The 18192-nt window shown below is 64.0% G+C and carries 16 protein-coding genes; 8 read left to right on the top strand and 8 right to left on the bottom strand.

Translation table 11 applies throughout. The features are described from left to right. Positions 1-2: 2 nt before the first annotated feature. The 3 genes from I2H31_RS01015 to I2H31_RS01005 all read right to left on the bottom strand — a co-directional run bounded on the left by I2H31_RS01015 (position 3) and on the right by I2H31_RS01005 (position 2926). Complete coding sequence (locus I2H31_RS01015; RefSeq protein ID WP_196291136.1) at positions 3-617, bottom strand: Uma2 family endonuclease; 615 nt, start codon at positions 615-617, stop codon at positions 3-5. A 63-nt stretch (positions 618-680) separates the two neighbouring features. After that, positions 681-1373, bottom strand: coding sequence for a hypothetical protein (locus I2H31_RS01010; protein WP_196291135.1), 693 nt, complete (start codon positions 1371-1373; stop codon positions 681-683). Positions 1374-1456: 83 nt separating this feature from the next. Continuing rightward, positions 1457-2926 (bottom strand): aldehyde dehydrogenase family protein, encoded by a 1470-nt coding sequence (locus tag I2H31_RS01005; RefSeq protein WP_196291134.1) that lies wholly within the window; start codon positions 2924-2926, stop codon positions 1457-1459. 249 nt (positions 2927-3175) lie between these two features. On the opposite strand from I2H31_RS01005, the gene I2H31_RS01000 reads away from it, so the two are divergent. Further along, entirely contained in the window at positions 3176-4369 is a 1194-nt protein-coding gene (locus I2H31_RS01000; protein ID WP_196291133.1) for a phosphatase PAP2 family protein, read from the top strand. Between the two features lie 72 nt (positions 4370-4441). On the opposite strand, the gene I2H31_RS00995 is transcribed toward I2H31_RS01000, so the two are convergent. Together I2H31_RS00995 and I2H31_RS00990 are read right to left on the bottom strand one after the other, a co-directional pair. Continuing rightward, positions 4442-5107 (bottom strand): hypothetical protein, encoded by a 666-nt coding sequence (locus I2H31_RS00995; protein WP_196291132.1) that lies wholly within the window; start codon positions 5105-5107, stop codon positions 4442-4444. A gap of 90 nt (positions 5108-5197) precedes the next feature. Further along, positions 5198-6067, bottom strand: a complete 870-nt coding sequence (locus tag I2H31_RS00990) for an SDR family oxidoreductase (RefSeq protein ID WP_196291131.1) — start codon at positions 6065-6067, stop codon at positions 5198-5200. Positions 6068-6256: 189 nt separating this feature from the next. Between I2H31_RS00990 and I2H31_RS00985 the strand changes: the two genes are divergently transcribed. Together I2H31_RS00985 and rluF are read left to right on the top strand one after the other, a co-directional pair. Further along, complete coding sequence (locus I2H31_RS00985) at positions 6257-7663, top strand: hypothetical protein (protein WP_196291130.1); 1407 nt, start codon at positions 6257-6259, stop codon at positions 7661-7663. Between the two features lie 92 nt (positions 7664-7755). Continuing rightward, positions 7756-8820 (top strand): 23S rRNA pseudouridine(2604) synthase RluF, encoded by a 1065-nt coding sequence (gene rluF, locus I2H31_RS00980; protein WP_196291129.1) that lies wholly within the window; start codon positions 7756-7758, stop codon positions 8818-8820. A gap of 16 nt (positions 8821-8836) precedes the next feature. Here the strand turns inward: rluF and I2H31_RS00975 are convergent, their stop codons facing one another. Next, the gene (locus tag I2H31_RS00975) at positions 8837-10117 is read right to left on the bottom strand and encodes a S41 family peptidase (RefSeq protein WP_196291128.1); all 1281 of its coding nucleotides are present in this window, start codon (positions 10115-10117) and stop codon (positions 8837-8839) included. Positions 10118-10206: 89 nt separating this feature from the next. Here I2H31_RS00975 and I2H31_RS00970 point away from each other — a divergent pair, with 89 nt between their 5' ends. The 3 genes from I2H31_RS00970 (at position 10207) to I2H31_RS00960 (ending at position 12786) form a co-directional block, all read left to right on the top strand. Beyond that, positions 10207-11037: a hypothetical protein gene (locus I2H31_RS00970; RefSeq protein ID WP_196291127.1), complete on the top strand. Its 831-nt coding sequence runs from the start codon at positions 10207-10209 to the stop codon at positions 11035-11037. Between the two features lie 139 nt (positions 11038-11176). Then, a complete protein-coding gene (rlmF, locus tag I2H31_RS00965; RefSeq protein WP_196291126.1) occupies positions 11177-12175 on the top strand; it encodes a 23S rRNA (adenine(1618)-N(6))-methyltransferase RlmF in 999 nt (332 codons plus the stop codon). A 113-nt stretch (positions 12176-12288) separates the two neighbouring features. Beyond that, complete coding sequence (locus I2H31_RS00960) at positions 12289-12786, top strand: cold-shock protein (RefSeq protein WP_196291125.1); 498 nt, start codon at positions 12289-12291, stop codon at positions 12784-12786. A 74-nt stretch (positions 12787-12860) separates the two neighbouring features. Here I2H31_RS00960 and I2H31_RS00955 read toward each other — a convergent pair whose 3' ends face one another. Both I2H31_RS00955 and I2H31_RS00950 read right to left on the bottom strand, forming a co-directional pair. Beyond that, positions 12861-13139, bottom strand: coding sequence for a hypothetical protein (locus I2H31_RS00955; protein ID WP_196291124.1), 279 nt, complete (start codon positions 13137-13139; stop codon positions 12861-12863). Between the two features lie 48 nt (positions 13140-13187). Further along, positions 13188-13613 carry a hypothetical protein gene (locus tag I2H31_RS00950; RefSeq protein ID WP_196291123.1) on the bottom strand — a complete coding sequence of 142 codons (426 nt, stop codon included), beginning with the start codon at positions 13611-13613 and terminating at the stop codon, positions 13188-13190. 763 nt (positions 13614-14376) lie between these two features. Between I2H31_RS00950 and I2H31_RS00945 the strand changes: the two genes are divergently transcribed. Together I2H31_RS00945 and I2H31_RS00940 are read left to right on the top strand one after the other, a co-directional pair. Beyond that, a complete protein-coding gene (locus I2H31_RS00945) occupies positions 14377-16608 on the top strand; it encodes a beta-1,3-glucanase family protein (RefSeq protein WP_196291122.1) in 2232 nt (743 codons plus the stop codon). A 92-nt stretch (positions 16609-16700) separates the two neighbouring features. After that, the gene (locus I2H31_RS00940; protein ID WP_196291121.1) at positions 16701-18152 is read left to right on the top strand and encodes a carbohydrate-binding protein; all 1452 of its coding nucleotides are present in this window, start codon (positions 16701-16703) and stop codon (positions 18150-18152) included. Positions 18153-18192 lie beyond the last annotated feature (40 nt).

Here is an 18192-nt window from a genome sequence, read left to right as displayed (position 1 = left end):
ATTTACGGAAGTCGATTGTCTGGCTCCGGCTCTGGCGTCAGTTGCAACGGGGCCACGTCGGTGTCGTCATACACCTGGGCCAGCGGCAGCCTCAGGCTCAACTCCGGAATTTCCAGCACGTCGGCGGGGTCGCTGAACACGGTGTATACCCACTGTCCCAGGTCATCGCGCCGAAACCATTCCAGCACCCAGGCCGTCTGCGAAACCAGGATGTAGTGCCGCAGCGACGGTATCTTCTTGTACTGGTTGAATTTCCGGCTGCGGTCGTACTCGGCCGTAGAGGGCGACAGCACTTCCACGATGAGCACGGGCTGACGAATCAATAATGAGCTACGCCGGTCGGCAGGGTCGCAACTCACCATAATATCAGGATACGTATAGTGAAACTGGTCCTGTACTGCCAGTCGCACCGACTCATCATAGACCCGACAACCCTGTTGCCGCGCCCCCGCCCTCAGACCTGCTATGATGTTGCCTTTTATCAGGTTGTGCGGGATAGTTGTTCCCGCCATCGCGAAAACCTCGCCGTCGAAATACTCGTGGCGCACCGCGCTCTGCGCTTCCAAAGCGAAATATTCTTCGGGAGTGTAGCGGCGCCGGGTTTCGGGCTGGCCCATGGTTGAGGTGGTAAGAATGCGCTCAAAGATAAAGCCCCTGAAACGGCCGCCACTCCGGCTACCTCAGGGCCGACGTTCAAACGCTCCTTCGGTTTCCCACAGCCCGGCGTAGTCGCCCACGTGGCGCTTTTGCCGACCCGAAGCGGGCTGCACCCGAAACAGCGAAAACCCCGGGCGCCGCCGGGTGTGCACCGCGGCCGTGTCCAACGCGCGCAGCCGGAGCGTGTCCTGCCCCAGGCATTGCCAGGTCAGGTGGCGGCCGGCTATTTCGAGCCGCTGCACTTGCCAGTAATCCTCGTTTTCGGCGCGGGTGCTGAGGTAGTAGCGACCTTGAAACCGGCGCAGCTGCCCGGCGTGGGGCCCGGCCAGCGAGAACACCGTGTCGCACCGCAGCCAGCTGTCGCGGACGGAGTCGCGGCCTATCAGGTGCAGTTGGTGCCGGTTGCCGTTAAAGTCCTGGTAAGAGCTGTCCGCATCGTTGACGCTCAAAAGCAGGCGGAGCGAATCAAGCTGCTGCCAGCTGGCGTGGTACATTTCACTTCGTTGTTGCTGCTTCCAGACGGCCGTGGCCCCGATGCACAGCGAATAGCCGGGAGCGGATGCGGCGTACACACCTTGCCAATGAGCCGGAAACGAGGCTTTTTTCTTCGCCTGGCCAGGACACGGCTGCGCAAACCCCACCGCGTAGTGGCGCTCCTGCATCTCCACTTTTTCGCCGTCACAGGCTGTCAGCAGCCAGCCGGCAACGCCTATCAAACCAGCGCGCAATGGGAAGGAAAACCTCATGGGCCTTTATCACGCGGCCACCCAGAAGGTAACCTTGCCGGCGCCGCGGGCGGCTATAAATACTTCACCAGCAAGTCAATCAGCTTCTGCACGCGGCCCGTGTAGGGCGGGTACATGGCCTTGATGCCGGTGAAGCCCACGCGCTGCCGCATCACGCCCTTCTCGTTGCTGAACGCCAGGAAGCCCGCGTGCCCGTGGGCCTTGCCCAGGCCCGAGTTGCCCACGCCGCCAGTCGGCAGTTCGGGGTGGGCGAAGTGCAGCACCGTTTCGTTGATGCCCGCGCCGCCAGCCGAAGTGTTTTCGAGCAGGTAGCGGCGGTTTGCCTGGTTGGTGGTGAAGATGTACTGGGCCAGCGGTTTGAGGCGGGCGTTGATGTACTCCGTGGTTTCGGGCAGGGTTTTGAAGGTGAGCACGGGCAGCAGCGGGCCAAAAATCTCCTCTTCCAGCACGCGGGCACCGGCCGGCACGTTGGTCAGCAGCGTGGGCTCGATGTAGTTCTGTGCGGCATCGACGGTGCCGCCGGCGGCCACGGTGGCGCCGCGGGTCTGGGCGTCTTCCAGTAGCCCGGCGAGGCGGGCAAAATGGTGCTCGTTCACGATGCGGGCCAGCGACTCGCTCTGCTCGATGCCCGCACCGGTGGGGTTGTAGGCGCGCTGAATGGCGGCCGTGAGCTCGCGCAACAGGGCTGGCTGCGCGCTTTCCTGCACCAGCAGGTAGTCGGGCGCCACGCAGGTCTGGCCGTTGTTGAGGAATTTACCCCACACAATTTTCTCGGCGGCGTCGCGCAGGTTGGCGGTTTCGTCCACCACGGCGGGGTTTTTGCCGCCCAGCTCCAGGGTGAGGCCGCTGAGGTGCCGGGCGGCGGCGCGCATCACAATCTTGCCCACTTCGGGGCTGCCGGTGAAGAAAATATGGTCCCAGGGCAGTTCCAGCAGTTGGGTGGCCACTTCCTTGTCGCCCGGCACCAGCAGCACCTCATCGGGCCGAAACAGCTCCTCTACCAGCCGTTGCAGCAGGGCCGAGGTGGCGGGCGTTTGCTCGGCAGGCTTCACCACCACGGCGTTGCCGGCGGCAATGGCCGAAATGAGCGGGCCCACGGCCAGATAAAACGGGTAGTTCCAGGGCGAAATGATGAGTACCACGCCTTTGGGCTCGATTTGCACCCAGGAGCGGGTGCCCAGCAGGGCCATACTGCTGCCCACCCGGCGCGGCGCCATCCACTTTTTGAGGTGGGCCATGGTGTGCTTGAGCTCGACCAGCGAGGTCCATATTTCGGTCAAATCCGTTTCGGCCGCCGGCTTGCGGAAGTCGGCAAACAGGGCCTGCTGAATGTCGGCGCGGTGCGCGTGCAGCCAACTGCTGAGCTTCTGCAAGCGGGCGCGGCGGGCGGCCACGCCCTCCTGGCGCAGGGCGGCCGCCCGCCGGCGCAGGGCCTCAAACTGCGCCTGGTAGGGATTGGCCGCCAACGAGGCGGCGCCTGAGGCAGCAGAATCAGTAGTCAACTCGGAAACAATAGGTTGCATGGGCGCGGGCAGTAAACGGCCGCGCGGCAAGGCGCGGCCTCGCAGAAAGATACGCGGCTTGCACAACATTCCGGGCCTTCATCCGTCTGCGCGGTTGGCCCGGGCCCGGCGGTACCCCCTTCGCGGCCCAGGTGTTACCTTTGCGGCCCGTTAGGCAAACCGGGGCTGGTGCCGCCTGGCATTGGCCGCGCCCCGCTGCCCCGCGCTTGTCGTAGGTGAGTGCCGTTGTTGTTAAAAAGTATCCGTTACGTGAAGCCTTATACCCCTCGCCGCTTGCGGCTGTTTGCGGCCCTTTGTCTTAGCCTGTTCTCCGCCACCGCCAGCTTCGCCCACGCGCCGGCCCGGGCCGCGGCCCCGTCCGATTCGCTGGCCGTGCCGGCCGATACCTGCCAGGCCGCCCTGGCGGACCCGACGCCGCTCCCGGCGGCCCATTCCGACCTCAACGACACGCTGCCGCACATCCACCCGCGCGACGCCGACGGCCGCATCAGCGACTACACCGTGGCGCCCGGCGTGACCTGGCACTACGACAAGCCCAAGCCCTTCCGATGGGCCCTGAACATTCCGCGCGACCTCGGCCAGTTTCCCGGCTACGCCTTTCGCAAGGAAAACAAGGGCACCCTCCTGGGCCTGTCCGCGGGCTCGGTGGCGCTGTGGGTGGCCGACCAGGCCATCATCGACTGGAGCCAGGACGTGGGCAAGCAGCTGGGTCTCACGGCCAAAAGCACGCAGCGCACGCTGTTTTACGTGCCGTTTCACGTGGGCTCGGCCAACCTGCCGTTCGAGTTCAACGTGCCCGACAACCTCAACAGCACCTTCTACTACCTCGGCGACGGCTGGACGCACCTGGCCGTGGCCAGCAGCTTCTGGATTTACGGCGGCATCAAGAAAGACAACCGGGCCCTGCGCACGTCCAGCGAGCTGGGCGAGGCCATTTTCAGCACCGGCCTGGTGGTGCAGGCCCTCAAGCGCCTCACCGGCCGCCAAAGCCCCTACGTGGCCACCAAGGACCGCGGCGAGTGGCACTTGTTTCCGTCGTACAACCGCTACCAGAGCTTCGTGCCGAACTACGACGCCTTCCCCACCGGCCACCTGGCCACGGCCATGGCCACGGTCACGGTCATCGCCGAAAACTACCCCGAATACCATTTCGTGCGCCCCGTGGGCTACGGCCTGATGGGCCTGCTGGGCTACGCCATGCTCAACAACGGCGTGCACTGGGCTTCTGACTACCCCATCGGCATTGCCATCGGCTACGGCTTTGCCAAGATTGCCGTGCGCAACGGCCGCACCCGCGTAGAGGACGCCCCCACCGACCCGGCCGCAGCCCACGGCACCGGCTGGGTGCGCCCGCCCAAGCGGCTGCCTTGGTACCGGCAGGGACAATTTTCGCCCTACACCTACGGCCCGTTCACGGGCGCCTCGTGGTCGTTGCGGTGGTGAGCCACCCCGCCGCTTTCCATAAAAAAAGCCCGCTCCAAACCAGGAGCGGGCTTTTTCGTGTGTTGCGAAAGCTTATTTAAACAAGCTCTTTTTCACGGTGCGGTTGCCGTCTTCGTCAATTTTCACTTTGGTGCCATCGGCGCGCTTGATTTTAACGGAACCGTCGTCGTCGCGCTTCACTTTGGCGCCGTTGAGGTACTTGGTTTTCTTGTCGCCGTCGCCTTCCCGCTCCAGCTTTTTGATGGCCGTGCCCTGGCTCACGCCGCCGGTACGCCGCGTGGTCGTGGTGGTCACCACCATGGGCGCCAGCGAGTACGGGCCGTCGCCGTACGAGGCGCGGTTCGAGGAATAGGTGTTGTAATACTCGGGGTTGTTGAGCGTGGTGCGGATTTGCTCGTCGGTCTGGTCGTTGGCTTCGCGAATGGCGAGGTAGCGGCCGGTGGTGTCGGTGGCGTAGCGCGATTCCAACTCGCCGAGGCGGCTGGCGCGGGTGTAGTAGGCGTTTTCAATGCGGCGCTTCACCGTTTCGTCGGTCAGGGCCAGGTCCTGGGCCACGCGGTCGGCGGTGTGGCGGGCGTCGGTGCGGTAGGCAATGGTATCGGGCACCACCACGGCGGTGTTTTCGGTGGCCGAGGGCACGGTGTTGGTGGCGGCCGTTTCGGCGGCGGGCTTGTCTTGGGTGCAAGCGGCGGTGGCCAGCGCAGCGGCCGCCAACAGGCCTAATAGTTTGGTGTTCATGGGAAGCGGATTTTTAAGAAAAAAGAACCGCTGTGTAGCAGTTCTTGGGCGCTGATACGGCCGCGCTTGCTCACAGGTTATGCGGTTCGTTTAGGCATTCACCACCGAACCGCCGTTGGGGTGCAGCGTTTGTCCCGAGAAATACGAAGCGTCTTCCGAAGCCAGGAAAACATAGGACGGCGCCACTTCAGAAGGCTGCCCGGCGCGGCCCATGGGCACGTCGTGGCCGAAAAGCGGCAGCTTCATCAGCCCCACGCCCGTCACAAACGGCGTCCAGATGGGCCCCGGCGCCACCGAATTGACCCGGATGCCTTTCTTGACGAGCTGCAGCGACAGGGCCCGCGTGAACGCCGTGATGGCACCTTTGGTGGAGGTGTAATCCAGCAACAGTTCGTTGCCCTTGAAGCAATTCACTGAAGCCGTGTTGATGATGGAAGCGCCTTCTTTGAGGTGCTTGAGGGCGGCTCGCGAAATGCGAAACATGGCGATGATGTTGAGGTTGAAGATGCTGTCGAGCTCCTCGTCCTTGATATCTTCGAGCGAGTCGTGCCAGTTTTGCTCGGCGGCGTTGTTCACCAGAATGTTTAGGCCGCCCAATTCGGCCACGGTGCGGTCCACGATTTCCTGGCAGAAAGCCGGCGATTTCAGGTCGCCGGGCAGTAGCAGGCAGCGGCGGCCGTGGCCCTGCACCAGTTCCTGCACCTTTTCGGCGTCTTGCTGCTCGGTAGGAAAGTAGCAGATGGCCACGTCGGCGCCTTCGACGGCAAAATGCACGGCCACGGCGCGCCCGATGCCGGAGTCGCCGCCGGTGATGAGGGCCACTTTGCCCTTGAGCTTATCGGCGCCTTTGTAGCCCTCCCGGATGAATTCGGGCTCGGGCGTCATCTTGTATTCCAGGCCGGGGCTGCCGGCACCGGCGTCTTGTTTTTGGGGAGGAAAAATTGTGGGTTTGTCGGACATGAGGAGAAAAGAAAGGCGTGCGTAAGGGTTACCGATGCTTTGCTAACGGGCAGATGCGGCGTGGGTTGCCGGCTCAGACTCAGCATTTGGCTCATTAACCCTTTGCTGCCAAGCTCGTAAATCAACTCGTTTGGCCCCATGGTTGGCCCCGCTCGTTCTCCGCCACCCCTCGTTACCCCTGACTTGCTGATGAGCATTGCTTTCAACTTCCGCACGTTGGCCGTGCTGCTGCTGGCCGCCCCCGCCGCTCGGGCCCAAAACCTGGACGCCATCCCCCAGCTGCAAGACGCCTTCCTGAGCTCGCAAATCGCCAACATGAGCCTTGGCGAAGTGGCCCGCGCCAACGCGGGAAAATCCACGGCGCGCCCGGCCGGCACTGCGTCGCTGGCCTACACGTCTACCCCGGCCCTGCGGGCCCGGACCGTGCAGGCATACGTTGACCGGCTTAAGCCCACCAACCCCACCGCGGCCCAAGCCGTGGTCGCCAGCCTGGGGCCGGGCAAAAACGACTACGGCCCGGTGTACCTGCAGATGACCAAAGACAGCGGCCTGCGCGAAAACGACGCGGCCGACAATCTGGCTTCGTTCCTGATACTGGGCTGGATGATAGTGAATAACGTGCAGGACGGCAACGCCATCACGGTGCCCATGGCGCGCGGGGTGCGGGCGCAAATAACGCCCCTGCTGGCCGCCAATACCAAGCTCAGGACGGCCGGCGCGGCGGGCCAAGTGGGCGAGGAGATGAAGCTGCAATTTGTGCTGCTGCAAGGCGGCTGGCAATCGGCTCTCAAGGAAAACACGCTGGCCGCGTACCGGCAGGGCATTGCCGCCATGTTCAAGAACAAGTACGGCATGGACTTGAGCCTCTTCAAGCTCACCGACCAGGGCCTGGTGGCCAAGTCGGGCGCGGCGGCTTCGGGCGGTGCAGCCGGGGCGGCGCCCACCACTAAGACGGCAGTTGCCACGGCCCCGGCGGCGCCCAGCGGCACGGGGGCAGCGGCCGGCGCGCAGTGGTTTTTTCGGTCCGTGGGCGACGCTTACGGCGGCATCACCTTCGAGCCCGTGGCCCTGCTGGCCAACGGTCAGTACTGCGACGTGGGCGAAACTCCGCTGGAAACCCTCAACCCCGCCGCCGACAAGGCCAAGCGCCCCGCCGCCTGGGGCACTTGGCGCAAAAACGGCAGCGCCGTGGTGCTGACCGGCTCTAAAGGCCACACGGCTTCTTACACCCTGGGCTCGGGCAGTTGGTTTCCGGCCTACGCGGCCGGGGCCGTGCCGCTGCAGCGGACGTATAAAAACAGCCGCGGCGGCAGCATGGGCGGCGCCACGTCGCTGGTCATCTCCAAGCTTAATTTTCTTGACGACAGCCACTTCAGCGAAGGGGCCGATGGCGGCGTCGTCACGGCCAACGCCGCCGGGGGCAGCCGCCGCAGCGCCAGCGGCACCTACCGCCTGCAGGGCCACACCCTCACGCTCACCTACGCCGACGGGCGCACCGTGCGCAAGTCCTTTGCCATTGGTGCGGCGGGCACGCCGGCCCATGCCGACAACAGCATGATTTTTATTGGCGGCGACGCCTACATCGAGGACAAGTAGGCTGCCCGCCGAACGGGCTGCGCCCGGGGTACCTTTGCCCCGCTTACGCCTGCGGCCCCCCCGTCCGGGGCCGCTTCCCTGCCTTCGCGCCTATGCCTCCGTTGTCCGCCACCCGTCTCAATAAATTCATCAGCGAAAGCGGCCTGTGCTCGCGCCGCGAAGCCGACCGCTACATCGAGCAAGGCCTGGTACTGCTGAACGGCAAGCCCGCCCAAGTGGGCGACCAGGTGGGCCCGCGCGACCGGGTGACCGTGAACGGCCACAAACTGGAGCCCAAACAGGCCGAAGACGCTGTGTACCTGGCCTTCAACAAGCCGGTAGGCATCACCAGCACTTCGGAGCCGGGCGTGCGCGGCAACATCGTGGACTACGTGAACCACGCGGCGCGCATTTTTCCCATCGGGCGGCTCGATAAAGACTCGTCGGGCCTGATTTTTCTGACCAGCGACGGCGACATCGTGAACAAGATTCTGCGGGCCGGCAACCAGCACGAAAAGGAGTACGTGGTGACGGTGAACCGCATTCTTACGGACCAGATGCTGGACGAAATGAGCCGCGGCATCCCCATGCTGGGCACCGTGACGAAGCCCTGTGTCATTCAGAAAGAAACGCCCTACATCTTCCGCATCACGCTGGTGCAGGGCCTGAACCGCCAAATCCGGCGCATGGTGGAGCATTTCGGCTACGAAGTGACCAAGCTCGAACGCGTCCGCATCATGAACGTGACGCTGAAAGGCCTGCCCGTGGGCGACTGGCGCGAGCTGACCCCGCAGGAGTTGGCCGGCATCATGAAAATGGTGGAAAAATCGAGCGGCACCGAGGAAGCCTCCGGCGGCCGGCGCCCCAAAGCTGCCGCATCAAAAGCGGCTGCGCCCAGAGCGCCCAAAGCAGCCTCCGCCTCCGGAGAAGCATCGGCCCAGCGGCCGCGCAAATCGGGGCCGCCTTCGCGCAATAACCCTTCCGGCACCGGCTGGTGGGGCCCGCGCCCCGAGAAACCCGGCGCCACCGGCAAGCGGCCGGCCGCGGCGGGCGGTTCGTCCCGCCCGAAAAGCGCTGGCCCCGGCGGCCCGTCCCGGCCCCAAAGCGGGGGCCGCGGCCCGGCTGCCGGCGGCAGCAAGGCGGGCGGGCGCAGCCGGGGTCCGGCCCGGCTACGTTAGCGCTGCCGGACCGCCGTCAATCTTTGTGCTCTAATAGGCTGAGCGCCTCTTTCATCACCGGGTCGGGGCTGGGCTTTGGCTCCTGGTCGGCTTTTAGTAAATCCAGGGCAAAATGCGGCCGGTAGGCCTCGCGCGGCCGGCCATCGACGTGGTACAGGCGTTCGACGGGGAAGCTGAAACCGATGCTGGAATGCGGCAGCTGGTAAGAATAAATGGCGCCGCGCAGCTGCGCCATTTCGGTGCCGACCAGGGTGGCGCAGTGCAAGGCATCGAAGCCAATTGCCAGGCCCTCGCCCATGCTGCCCGTCCAGCGGCCCACCAGCACCACCAGTGGCTTAGCGTAGCGTGGGCCGCGCGGGGCCACCAATTCCAGCCAGCGGCGCGGGATGCCGGTTTCGGCTTCTTCGTTGGGCAGCTCGTGGCGCTGGTAGGGCCCTTCGGCTTTTATAAACCGCCCCATGATGGCCCGGGCCACGGTGGTATTGCCGCCGCTGGGCGTTTCGCGCAGGTCGAGCACGAGGCTTTGGGTGCCCTGCAGCGCCGTCAGGGCGCTGTCGAAACGGGCAATGAGCCGGGAGTCGCCCAAGCTGTTATTGATTTTCAGGTAACCAATGGTCCCGTGGTCGCCGATGCGTTTCACCTCCAGCAGGCCCTTATTCGGCGTGGTTTCGAGCAGCGGCGCGGGCGCATCGGGCTGGGCAGTGAAGCGACGGACGCCGACTTGCACGGTCCAGGTACGCGGGGTGATGTGGTCGCCGGCCAGCAACTGAGCCAGGGCAAAATTGCGGGCGGCCGGGTCCGGCCGGCGCAGCGCGTGGGCCAGCCAGGGCCGGATGGCTTCGGCCACCGCTACGCCGTTCACGGCCTCGATTACGGCTCCGGGTTTGAGGCCTGCTTTTTCGGCCCCGTAGCCGGCGCGGACCTGTTGCACGACGGCCCGGTCGCCCACGAATTCCGCCCACACGTCGGTGCCCGTGGGCACCAGGCGGCGGGAGTCAGCGCGGTTGGTGCCCAGGCCGGCGTGGTTGTCGTAAAGTTCGGCCAGCACGTTTTCGAGCACCCGCACGAAGGCGCGGCGGCTGCTCAGGGTGTCGAGTTGGGGTCGGTAGCTAACGCGCACCTGCTCCCAATCGGTTTGCGTGGTGCCGAAGTAGGCGTAGTTGGTGCGTACCGTATTCCAGAGGAAATCGAAATCCTCCTGGTATTGCTGGCGGGTGAGGGGCGGTTTCTGAGCGTTTGCCGGGCCGGGCCGCAGCAGGGCCAGCATCCCGCTGGCGAGCAGCAATACGTGTTTCATGCGGGCAAATAACGCCATTTCGCTACGTTAAAAGGGCTCCGTATTGTCTGCCGGAATCAATAGTGCCCGTTCGGCCGTTAGGTTTGCGCATGAGGTCTTTCCTGTTCGTTTTAATCTGGTGGCTGCCCGGCGCGGTGGCAGCCGCGCCCCCTACCCTCGAACCCCTGCAGATTGCCGAGCAGTTTGTGGCCCCGGCCGGCTGGGCCGGGATGAAGGACTACCTCTGCTGCGAAGCCGCCGGCCAGGCTAAACAGGAAACCCTGGGCCAGCAGATTCCGGCGCGGCTGCAGCGCAGCTGCGAGCTTCTGAACCAAACCGACAGCACCGCCGTGGTGGCCGTGGAGCTGCGCGCCCCCACCGAGCGCCGCGACTTCTACCTGCACTTCGCCAAAGAAGACCACGCCTGGAAGCTGCAGGCCATCCGCAACCTGGCCATGACGCACCTGGGCCCGCCCATGGTGGAGCTTCTGACCGCCCTGCCGCCCGCCGAAGTGGCCGAGTACGACCGCAAGCACCCCGACGCCAGCCACGCCTTCACCGTGGGCAACCTCCGGCTCTGGACCGCGGCCGACGCCGACATCGCCGCGCACTTCCGGAAAAACCGGGCCGATTTCCGCAAAATGCTGCGCCTCGTGCAGGCCGGCCGCTACTTCACCACCGACAGCAGCGCCGCCGGCGAGCAAGCCGCTAATGCCGACCCCGCCGTGCACGCCCTGCTGCGCAAGCTGTACCTGAGCCGCGTGACGCGCCGCGAAACCGGCTGCGCGAGCTGCCTGGAGTTCGTCATCGGCGGCAAGGTGAACAGCACGGTGGGGCTGCTTTACCAGCCGCAGCCCGCCCAGCTACCAGCCATGACGCCCGAGCACCTCATCATGCTCCGCCCCCTCGGCGACGGCTGGTATTTGTATAAGACGACGTAGCGCAGTCTGAACGGTGTAGGGGCGGGGCTGCCCCCCGCCCGTCGTTTAACGAAGTCGTTCTCTCGACGCTGAACGTCCGGGCGGGCGCGAGCCCCGCCCCTATATCGTTCGAACTTTGCAATAACTTCAAACCGATTCGATGAAAAAGCCCCTTCCCGCGCCCTCGCCTGCCCCGCCCACCGAAAAGGAACAGCTGCACCCGCGCAACCCGCACCGCGCGCCCTACGATTTCCCTGCGCTCAGCCAGGCCACGCCGGAGCTGGCCGCCTTCGTGCAGCCCAACAAGTTTGGCAACCTGTCGATTGACTTCGCCAACCCACTCGCGGTGAAGGCTTTGAACAAGGCCCTGCTGCGGCAGTTTTACGGCATCGGGTTCTGGGATATTCCGAAAGGTTACCTCTGCCCACCCATCCCCGGCCGGGCCGACTACGTGCACTACCTGGCCGATTTGTTGGCCGAAAGCAACGGCGGCACGCTGCCGCCCGGCGAAGACATCAGCGTGCTCGACGTGGGCGTGGGCGCCAACTGCATCTACCCCATCATCGGGCGGCGCGAGTACGGCTGGCACTTCGTGGGCTCGGATGTGGACGGCGTGGCCGTGCGCGCCGCCCAGCAGATTGAGGCCGCCAACCCGGCCCTGGCCGGCGCCATCGAGGCCCGCCTGCAGCCGGTCCGCACGCGCATATTCGACGGCCTCATCCAGGCCGGTGAGGTGTTTGATATGACGATGTGCAACCCGCCCTTCCACGCCTCGGCGGCCGAAGCCGCGGCCGGAGCGCACCGCAAAGTCACCGGCCTTGGCACCAACCTCGGCACTGGCCGCGGGCCGCGCCCGGCCCTGAATTTCGGCGGCCAACACAACGAGCTGTGGTGCGAGGGCGGCGAGGCGGGCTTCATCCGGCGCATGGTGCAGGAAAGCGGCCGGCGGCCCACCTCCTGCTACTGGTACACCACGCTGGTGTCGAAAAAAGAAACCCTGCCCGGCGTGTACCGCGCCCTGCAAACGGCCGGCGCCACGGAAGTAAAAACCATCGCCATGGCTCAGGGCCAGAAGAAAAGCCGCTTCGTGGCCTGGACTTTCCTCAAGCCTCAGCAGCGGGAAAACTGGCTCAACACGCGGTGGCAGCAACCCATTTAGGGCGCCCGCGTGTTTAGCCTTAGATATTGCGTATCTTCGTCGTAATCCACTCCTCTGTTTTTCGTCTCGCCCCGATGCGGAAGTCAGATACAATGATTTAGCAGCACAACACTATGGGTAGGTCTCAAGAGACGTTTGGTAAGAAAGACAACGAAAAGAAGCGCGCCAAGAAGAAAACCGAAAAGGAAGAGCGCAAAGCGGAGCGCCAGGCCAACGCCAAATCCGGCGCGGCCCTGGAGGAAATGTTTGCCTACGTGGACGAAAACGGCAACATCACTTCCACCCCGCCCGACCCCACCAAGAAACGCGTCATCAAGGACGAGGAGATTCAAATCAGCGTGCGCAAGCAGGAGGACCGCGAGCCCGAAGACACCCTGCGCACCGGCACCGTGAGCTTTTTCAACACGTCGAAAGGCTACGGCTTCATCCGCGACTCGCAGACGCAGGAAAGCATTTTCGTGCACGCCAACGGCCTCGGCGGCATCACCATCGGCGAAAACGACAAGGTGACGTTTGAGGTAGAAATGGGCCCGAAAGGCCCGAACGCCGTGCGCGTGCGCATGGCCGGCGCCACCCCACCGCCCGCGCCCGCCGCTCCAGCTGCCGAGTAACAAACCGCAACTCATTAAAAAAGGCTGATGCTCGTGGAGCATCAGCCTTTTTTATTTGTGCTGGCATTCGCTGCTTAGGCATTGCCGTCCATGGCGGCCAAGCTTTCTTCGGCCGCCAGCGCATCGGAAGTGGCACTGGTGCTGGGCACGGCGGCATCGGCGGCCTTGCCGGCGGTTCGGCGCTTCGAGAGGTAGCTCAGGCCCAGGGCCACGAGGGCGGCGCCGCCCACCACTTTTTGGGTGGTGGTGAGCTTGCCGAAGGCTTTGCCTTTGCCCAGTTTCTTGAGCGACTTGGTGGCGCCGCTGAGCAGGGTGGCTTTTTTGGCGGCTTTGTTTTTCTTGGTCTTTTTCATCGGACTGGGTTGGAAAGGATGGAACGCAGCGGAACTGCTGAATGAATGCTAGGCTTCGGGGCCGGGCTTAGGGCGAGCTTTGGAGCTTTTGCGCGGCTTATGGTGGGCTTTGGGAGGTGCTTCGGTTTCGTCATCTTCATCATCGGCCGGGCGGGGGCCGTGGTGGGCGTGCGGCAGCAAGGCCACATCAGTGCTTTCGGAATCAGACGGGCCATTGCCACCGTCCTCTTCCTGAGTGGCCAGGTAGGCCAGGCCGGCGGCTACCAGCGCAATGCCGCCCACCAGCTTCTGGCCGGTGCTCAGCTTGCCGATTTCCTTGGTCACCTTCCGGAACTTCTTGATGGACACGGCGGCTACGTCGAGAATGTCGTCCGAAGCGTCGTCCTTTTTGGAGTGCTTTTTCTTTTTGCTTTTGGCCATGAGAAGGTTGGGTAAAACAACGGTTTCCAGAAAAAACTGCAGCGGGAAAGCCATGACGGTAGCAAGCGCGAAACCGGAGGCACTGGCGCGGCCGGCCGACTTGGGTATTCGCAAGCCGGCCCCGGAATGTTTCCGATTTGTTTAAGACGGCGCGGGCGCACGGCAGCCCAGCAGGTTGGTTGTCTACCGGCGTGCGCAGCTAAGCCCGCCCTCAGTATGCTTTCTCAGAGGCACAGGCCGCACCGGACAGCAGCCACCAGACTTCTGCCGGGGCCACAATCGTTTGCAAGCTGGCAATTAAACTATTCTAATTTTTAATACCACTCCTTCGTCTTTTGTAAAAGCGGGGCGGTGTTAGGGCCGAAATGCAGGTCAGCACTTTTAAAAAAATGGTGCTTAGCGCGTTGTTTTTTAAACGCAACCCGGTTGTTTTTTAAGTGTAGCGGCAGCAGGATTGATGCGGCGCCAGCCGGCTACGGGCCGGTAAAAGCAGGTTTACACATCCTGAACGGCCCGGCGGGCGGCGTGTGAAGCAAGCGTAACGGACTCAGAAAAACGGGCATTAAACGGCTGAGAGGCAGCTTTTATTTCTTGCCGAATGGCCTTTGTTTGCACTGTGCAATAGCAGAATCCGGGGCGCCTTTAGCAGCGGCGCAGTGTTCCGCCACCGGCAAAAGAGGCTGCCTCACGCCTAAGGGCGGTGCCTGTTCCATTCACCCGGATTTTTCCTTCCAGAACTGCTTGCCCAAACCCGGTAGCGCTGCCGGTGATGGGTCCTTTTCCACCATTTTCCATAATTCCCACAATCGTTCTACTCATGAAAAAACTTACACTTTTCTCAGTGCTGTTCTTTTGGGCCAGCAGCTTGCTGCTGCCGGGCCACGGCTGGGCCCAGGGCTCCATTCCGTTCACCATCAACAACACTTCGCCCTTTGCCGACACCGACCTGTACGTGGCCATTGTGGGCCTCGACCCCGCCAACAACCACGTCTGGATAAACGCGGCCAACTCCCAGGTGCTGCCCATGAGCACCAGCTACAACACCGTGCTCGGGCCCACCATCAACGGCAACACCGGGCCGGGCCAGAACTCGCGCTACGCCGCCTGCTTTACCCGGCTCAGCAACATCCCGAACCGCACCTTCACGCTGCCCTACATCGCGGGCTGCCGGGTGTACATCTCGCGGGGGCAGCAGCTGTACTTCTACTTTTTCGGGGCCAACGGCGCGCCGTCGGGCTACACGGCGCCCAACCCGCAGAACCCCAGCGACCCCAACGCGGGCATTCTCTACGAAACCATTGAACTGACCAACAACGGCGGCGGCTTCTTCGGCAACACCACCCGCGTCGACGCCTTTGCCTACCCCATGGGCCTGGAGCTGTATGGCAACGGCTACTACAAGAAGACCGGCGAGCTGAAAACTGCCGCCGACATCGTGGCCGCCTACAAGGCCAACGTGCCCACCGAGTTTCAGGGCACGGTGAACAACACGACCGGCGTCATCAGCTTCCCCAGCAAAACTGCCGCCTTCTACGACGGCACCAACGGCACCACGCCCGGCCCCTACGGCAACTACTTCAAGTCCTACATCGACGCCATCTGGAACAAGTACAAAAACGAGGACCTGATTTTCTATGCCGGCAACGCGGGCGTGTTCAAGGGCCGCGTGGATGCCAACGACCGGCTGACGGTGGTGGGGCAGTCGGGCGCCTTCACGGGCCGCACGGGCATCATTTCGCGCCGGCCCACCACGCAGGAGGCTTTTGAGGGCAAGGGCGTGCTGGCCTCGGGCGTGGGCGACGTGACCGTTGACCTCGTGGTGCAGGCCCAGATGACGGCCGCCATCAACCGCCACGTGGTGAACACCACCACCACGAACCCCGGCCAGCAAAACTGGTACGACGTGAGCAAGTTCTACCAGACCGCGCCCTTCAACTACTACGCCCGCTTCTGGCACCTGCCGGGCATCAGCGTGGATAATCTGTCCTACGGCTTTGCGTATGACGACGTGGCCGACCAGTCGGCCACCCTGCAAACGCCGCAGCCCACCCGGGTGGTGGCCACCTTTGGCGGCTACGCGGGCAGCGCGCCGCCCGCCACCGGCGTGGCCACCGTGTACAAAGACTGCAACTACACGGGCACGGCCGTGGCCCTGCCGCTGGGCGACTACAACCTGGCCGCCCTGCAAGCCCGCGGCATCCTCAACGACGACGTTTCCTCGCTGAAAGTGAACAGCGGCTACCAGGTGGTGCTGTACGAAAACGACAATTTCAGCGGCGGCGCCCTCACCGTGGCGGCCAGCAACACCTGCCTGGTAAACAACCCGCTCGGCACCGGCAACTGGAACGACAAAGCCACTTCCCTGCGCGTGCAAACCGCCAGCGCCTCGTTCAGCCGGCAGCTCGAAGCTGAGGCAGCCAACGTGAACAACGGCATGACGGTGGAAACCTGCGCGGAAGGCGGCCAGGACATGGGCTACATCGACGCCGGCGACTACCTCGTGTGGAACGGCATCAACTTTCCCACCACGGGCAGCTACCTCATCGAGTACCGGGTAGCCAGCGGCGCGAGCGGCGGCACCATTTCGGCTGATTTGAACGCTGGCAGCATCCAATTCGGCAACACCGCCGTGCCAGCCACCGGCGGCTGGCAAACCTGGACCACCGTCTCGAAAACTGTCACCATTACTGCCGGCACTTACAATTTCGGCATCTATGCCCAAAGCGCTGGCTACAATTTGAACTGGGTGCGCATCACCAAGCAGGGCGCCGCCCGTACGGCCCTGGCCACTGCCAGCGACGACGCCAAATCCAGCAACTCGGTTCTGGCAATCTACCCCAACCCCGTGGCCGACCGCCTGAAGCTGGCGGCCGGCAGTGAGTTTGCCGGCGGCGAGCTGAGCATTCTCAGCGTGGAAGGCCGCGTGGTGTGGCACGGCACTTTCTCGGGCGAGGCCGTGGACGTGGCCGCCCTGAAACCGGGCCTCTACACCATCGTGCTCAGCGCCCCGGGCCAGCCCAAGCAGGTGAGCCGCTTCAGCAAGCAGTAAGTTTTTCTACCGATTTCACCCTGGCAAGCCGGCCCGAAACCGGCTTGCCAGCTTATTCCTCCATTCCTTTTTCCACAAAAACCCACCTTTCCATGAAAAGCCTCTTTACCACGCTCCTGCGGGCCGTCGTTCTCGCCGCTGGGTGCAGCGCCGGCGCCCACGCCCAAACCTACCAGCAAGTCTGGGCCGATGAATTCACCACGGGCATTGGCCCGAGCTGGGTGTTCGAAACCGGCGGCGGCGGCTGGGGCAACAACGAAAAGCAATACTACCAGTCCGCCAACGCCGCCGTGGTGAACGGCGAGCTGCAAATCACGGCCCGCAAGCAGTCCGTGGGCGGCATGCCCTACACCTCGGCCCGCCTGAAAACGCAGGGCCTGAAACAGTTCACCTACGGCAAAGTGGAAGCCCGCATCAAGACGCCGCTGGGGCAGGGCCTGTGGCCGGCGTTCTGGATGCTGGGCGCCAACATCAACACCGTGAGTTGGCCCTATTGCGGTGAAATTGACGTGATGGAGCAGGTGAACGCCGACAGCCGCTGCTACGGCACCGTGCACTGGGACAGCAACGGCCACGCCCAGTACGGCGGCAACGTGGCCACCGCCCCCAACGCCTACCACGTCTACAGCATCGAGTGGACGCCGAGCTACATCCGCTGGTTCGTGGACGGCGCCAAGTACCACGAAATCAACATCGCCAACGGCACCGGCGGCACCGAGGAGTTCCAGAAGCCCTTTTTCCTGCTCCTGAACCTGGCCGTGGCCGGCGACTGGCCCGGCCAGACCGTGGACGAAAGCAAGCTGCCCGCCACCATGAGCGTGGACTACGTGCGGGTGTACCAGCTCACGGGTGGCACCACGCCGTCCTCGTCCGTCACGCTGCAGGCCGAAAGCGCCAACGTGAACAACGGCATGACGGTGGAAGCCTGCTCGGAAGGCGGCCAGGACATGGGCTACATCGACGCCGGGGATTACCTGGTGTGGAACAACGTCAACTTCCCCACCTCCGGCACCTACACCATTGAGTACCGGGTGGCCAGCGGGGCCAGCGGCGGCACCATTTCCTCGGATTTGAACGCTGGCAGCATCCAGCTTGGCAGCAGCGCGCTGCCCGGCACCGGCGGCTGGCAGAACTGGACCACCGTATCCAAAACGGTGAATGTGAACGCGGGTACCTACAATTTCGGCGTGTATGCCCAAACCGGCGGCTACAATTTGAACTGGGTGCGCATCACCAAGCAAGGCTCCGCCCTCATGGCCCAGGCCGCGCCAGAAACCACGGCCATCAACGCGCCCAAGACCACCGACGCCAGCGCCCCGACCCTGGAGCTCTATCCCAACCCGGTGGCCGACAAGCTGTACTTCCGCTCCGAAGCCGCCCTGCTCGACGGCGAGTACCGGGTGATGAATGCGTTTGGCCAAATGGTGGCCACCGGCGCTACCAGTTCGGGCGCGCTCGACGTGGCCGGGCTTCCCGCCGGAGTTTACACGCTGGTTCTGGTCAGCCCGGGCCAGCCGGCCATCACGCGGCGCTTCGTGAAGTAGCCGGTGCATTTTGTGAATAAAAAAGGGCTGCCCGTCGGGG

Origin of the sequence: Hymenobacter ruricola (assembly GCF_015694525.1) — a bacterium.
GTDB classification, from domain to species: domain Bacteria; phylum Bacteroidota; class Bacteroidia; order Cytophagales; family Hymenobacteraceae; genus Hymenobacter; species Hymenobacter ruricola.
The sequence above is the reverse complement of the archived record's forward strand: the minus strand, read 5'-3'. Positions and strand labels throughout refer to the sequence as shown.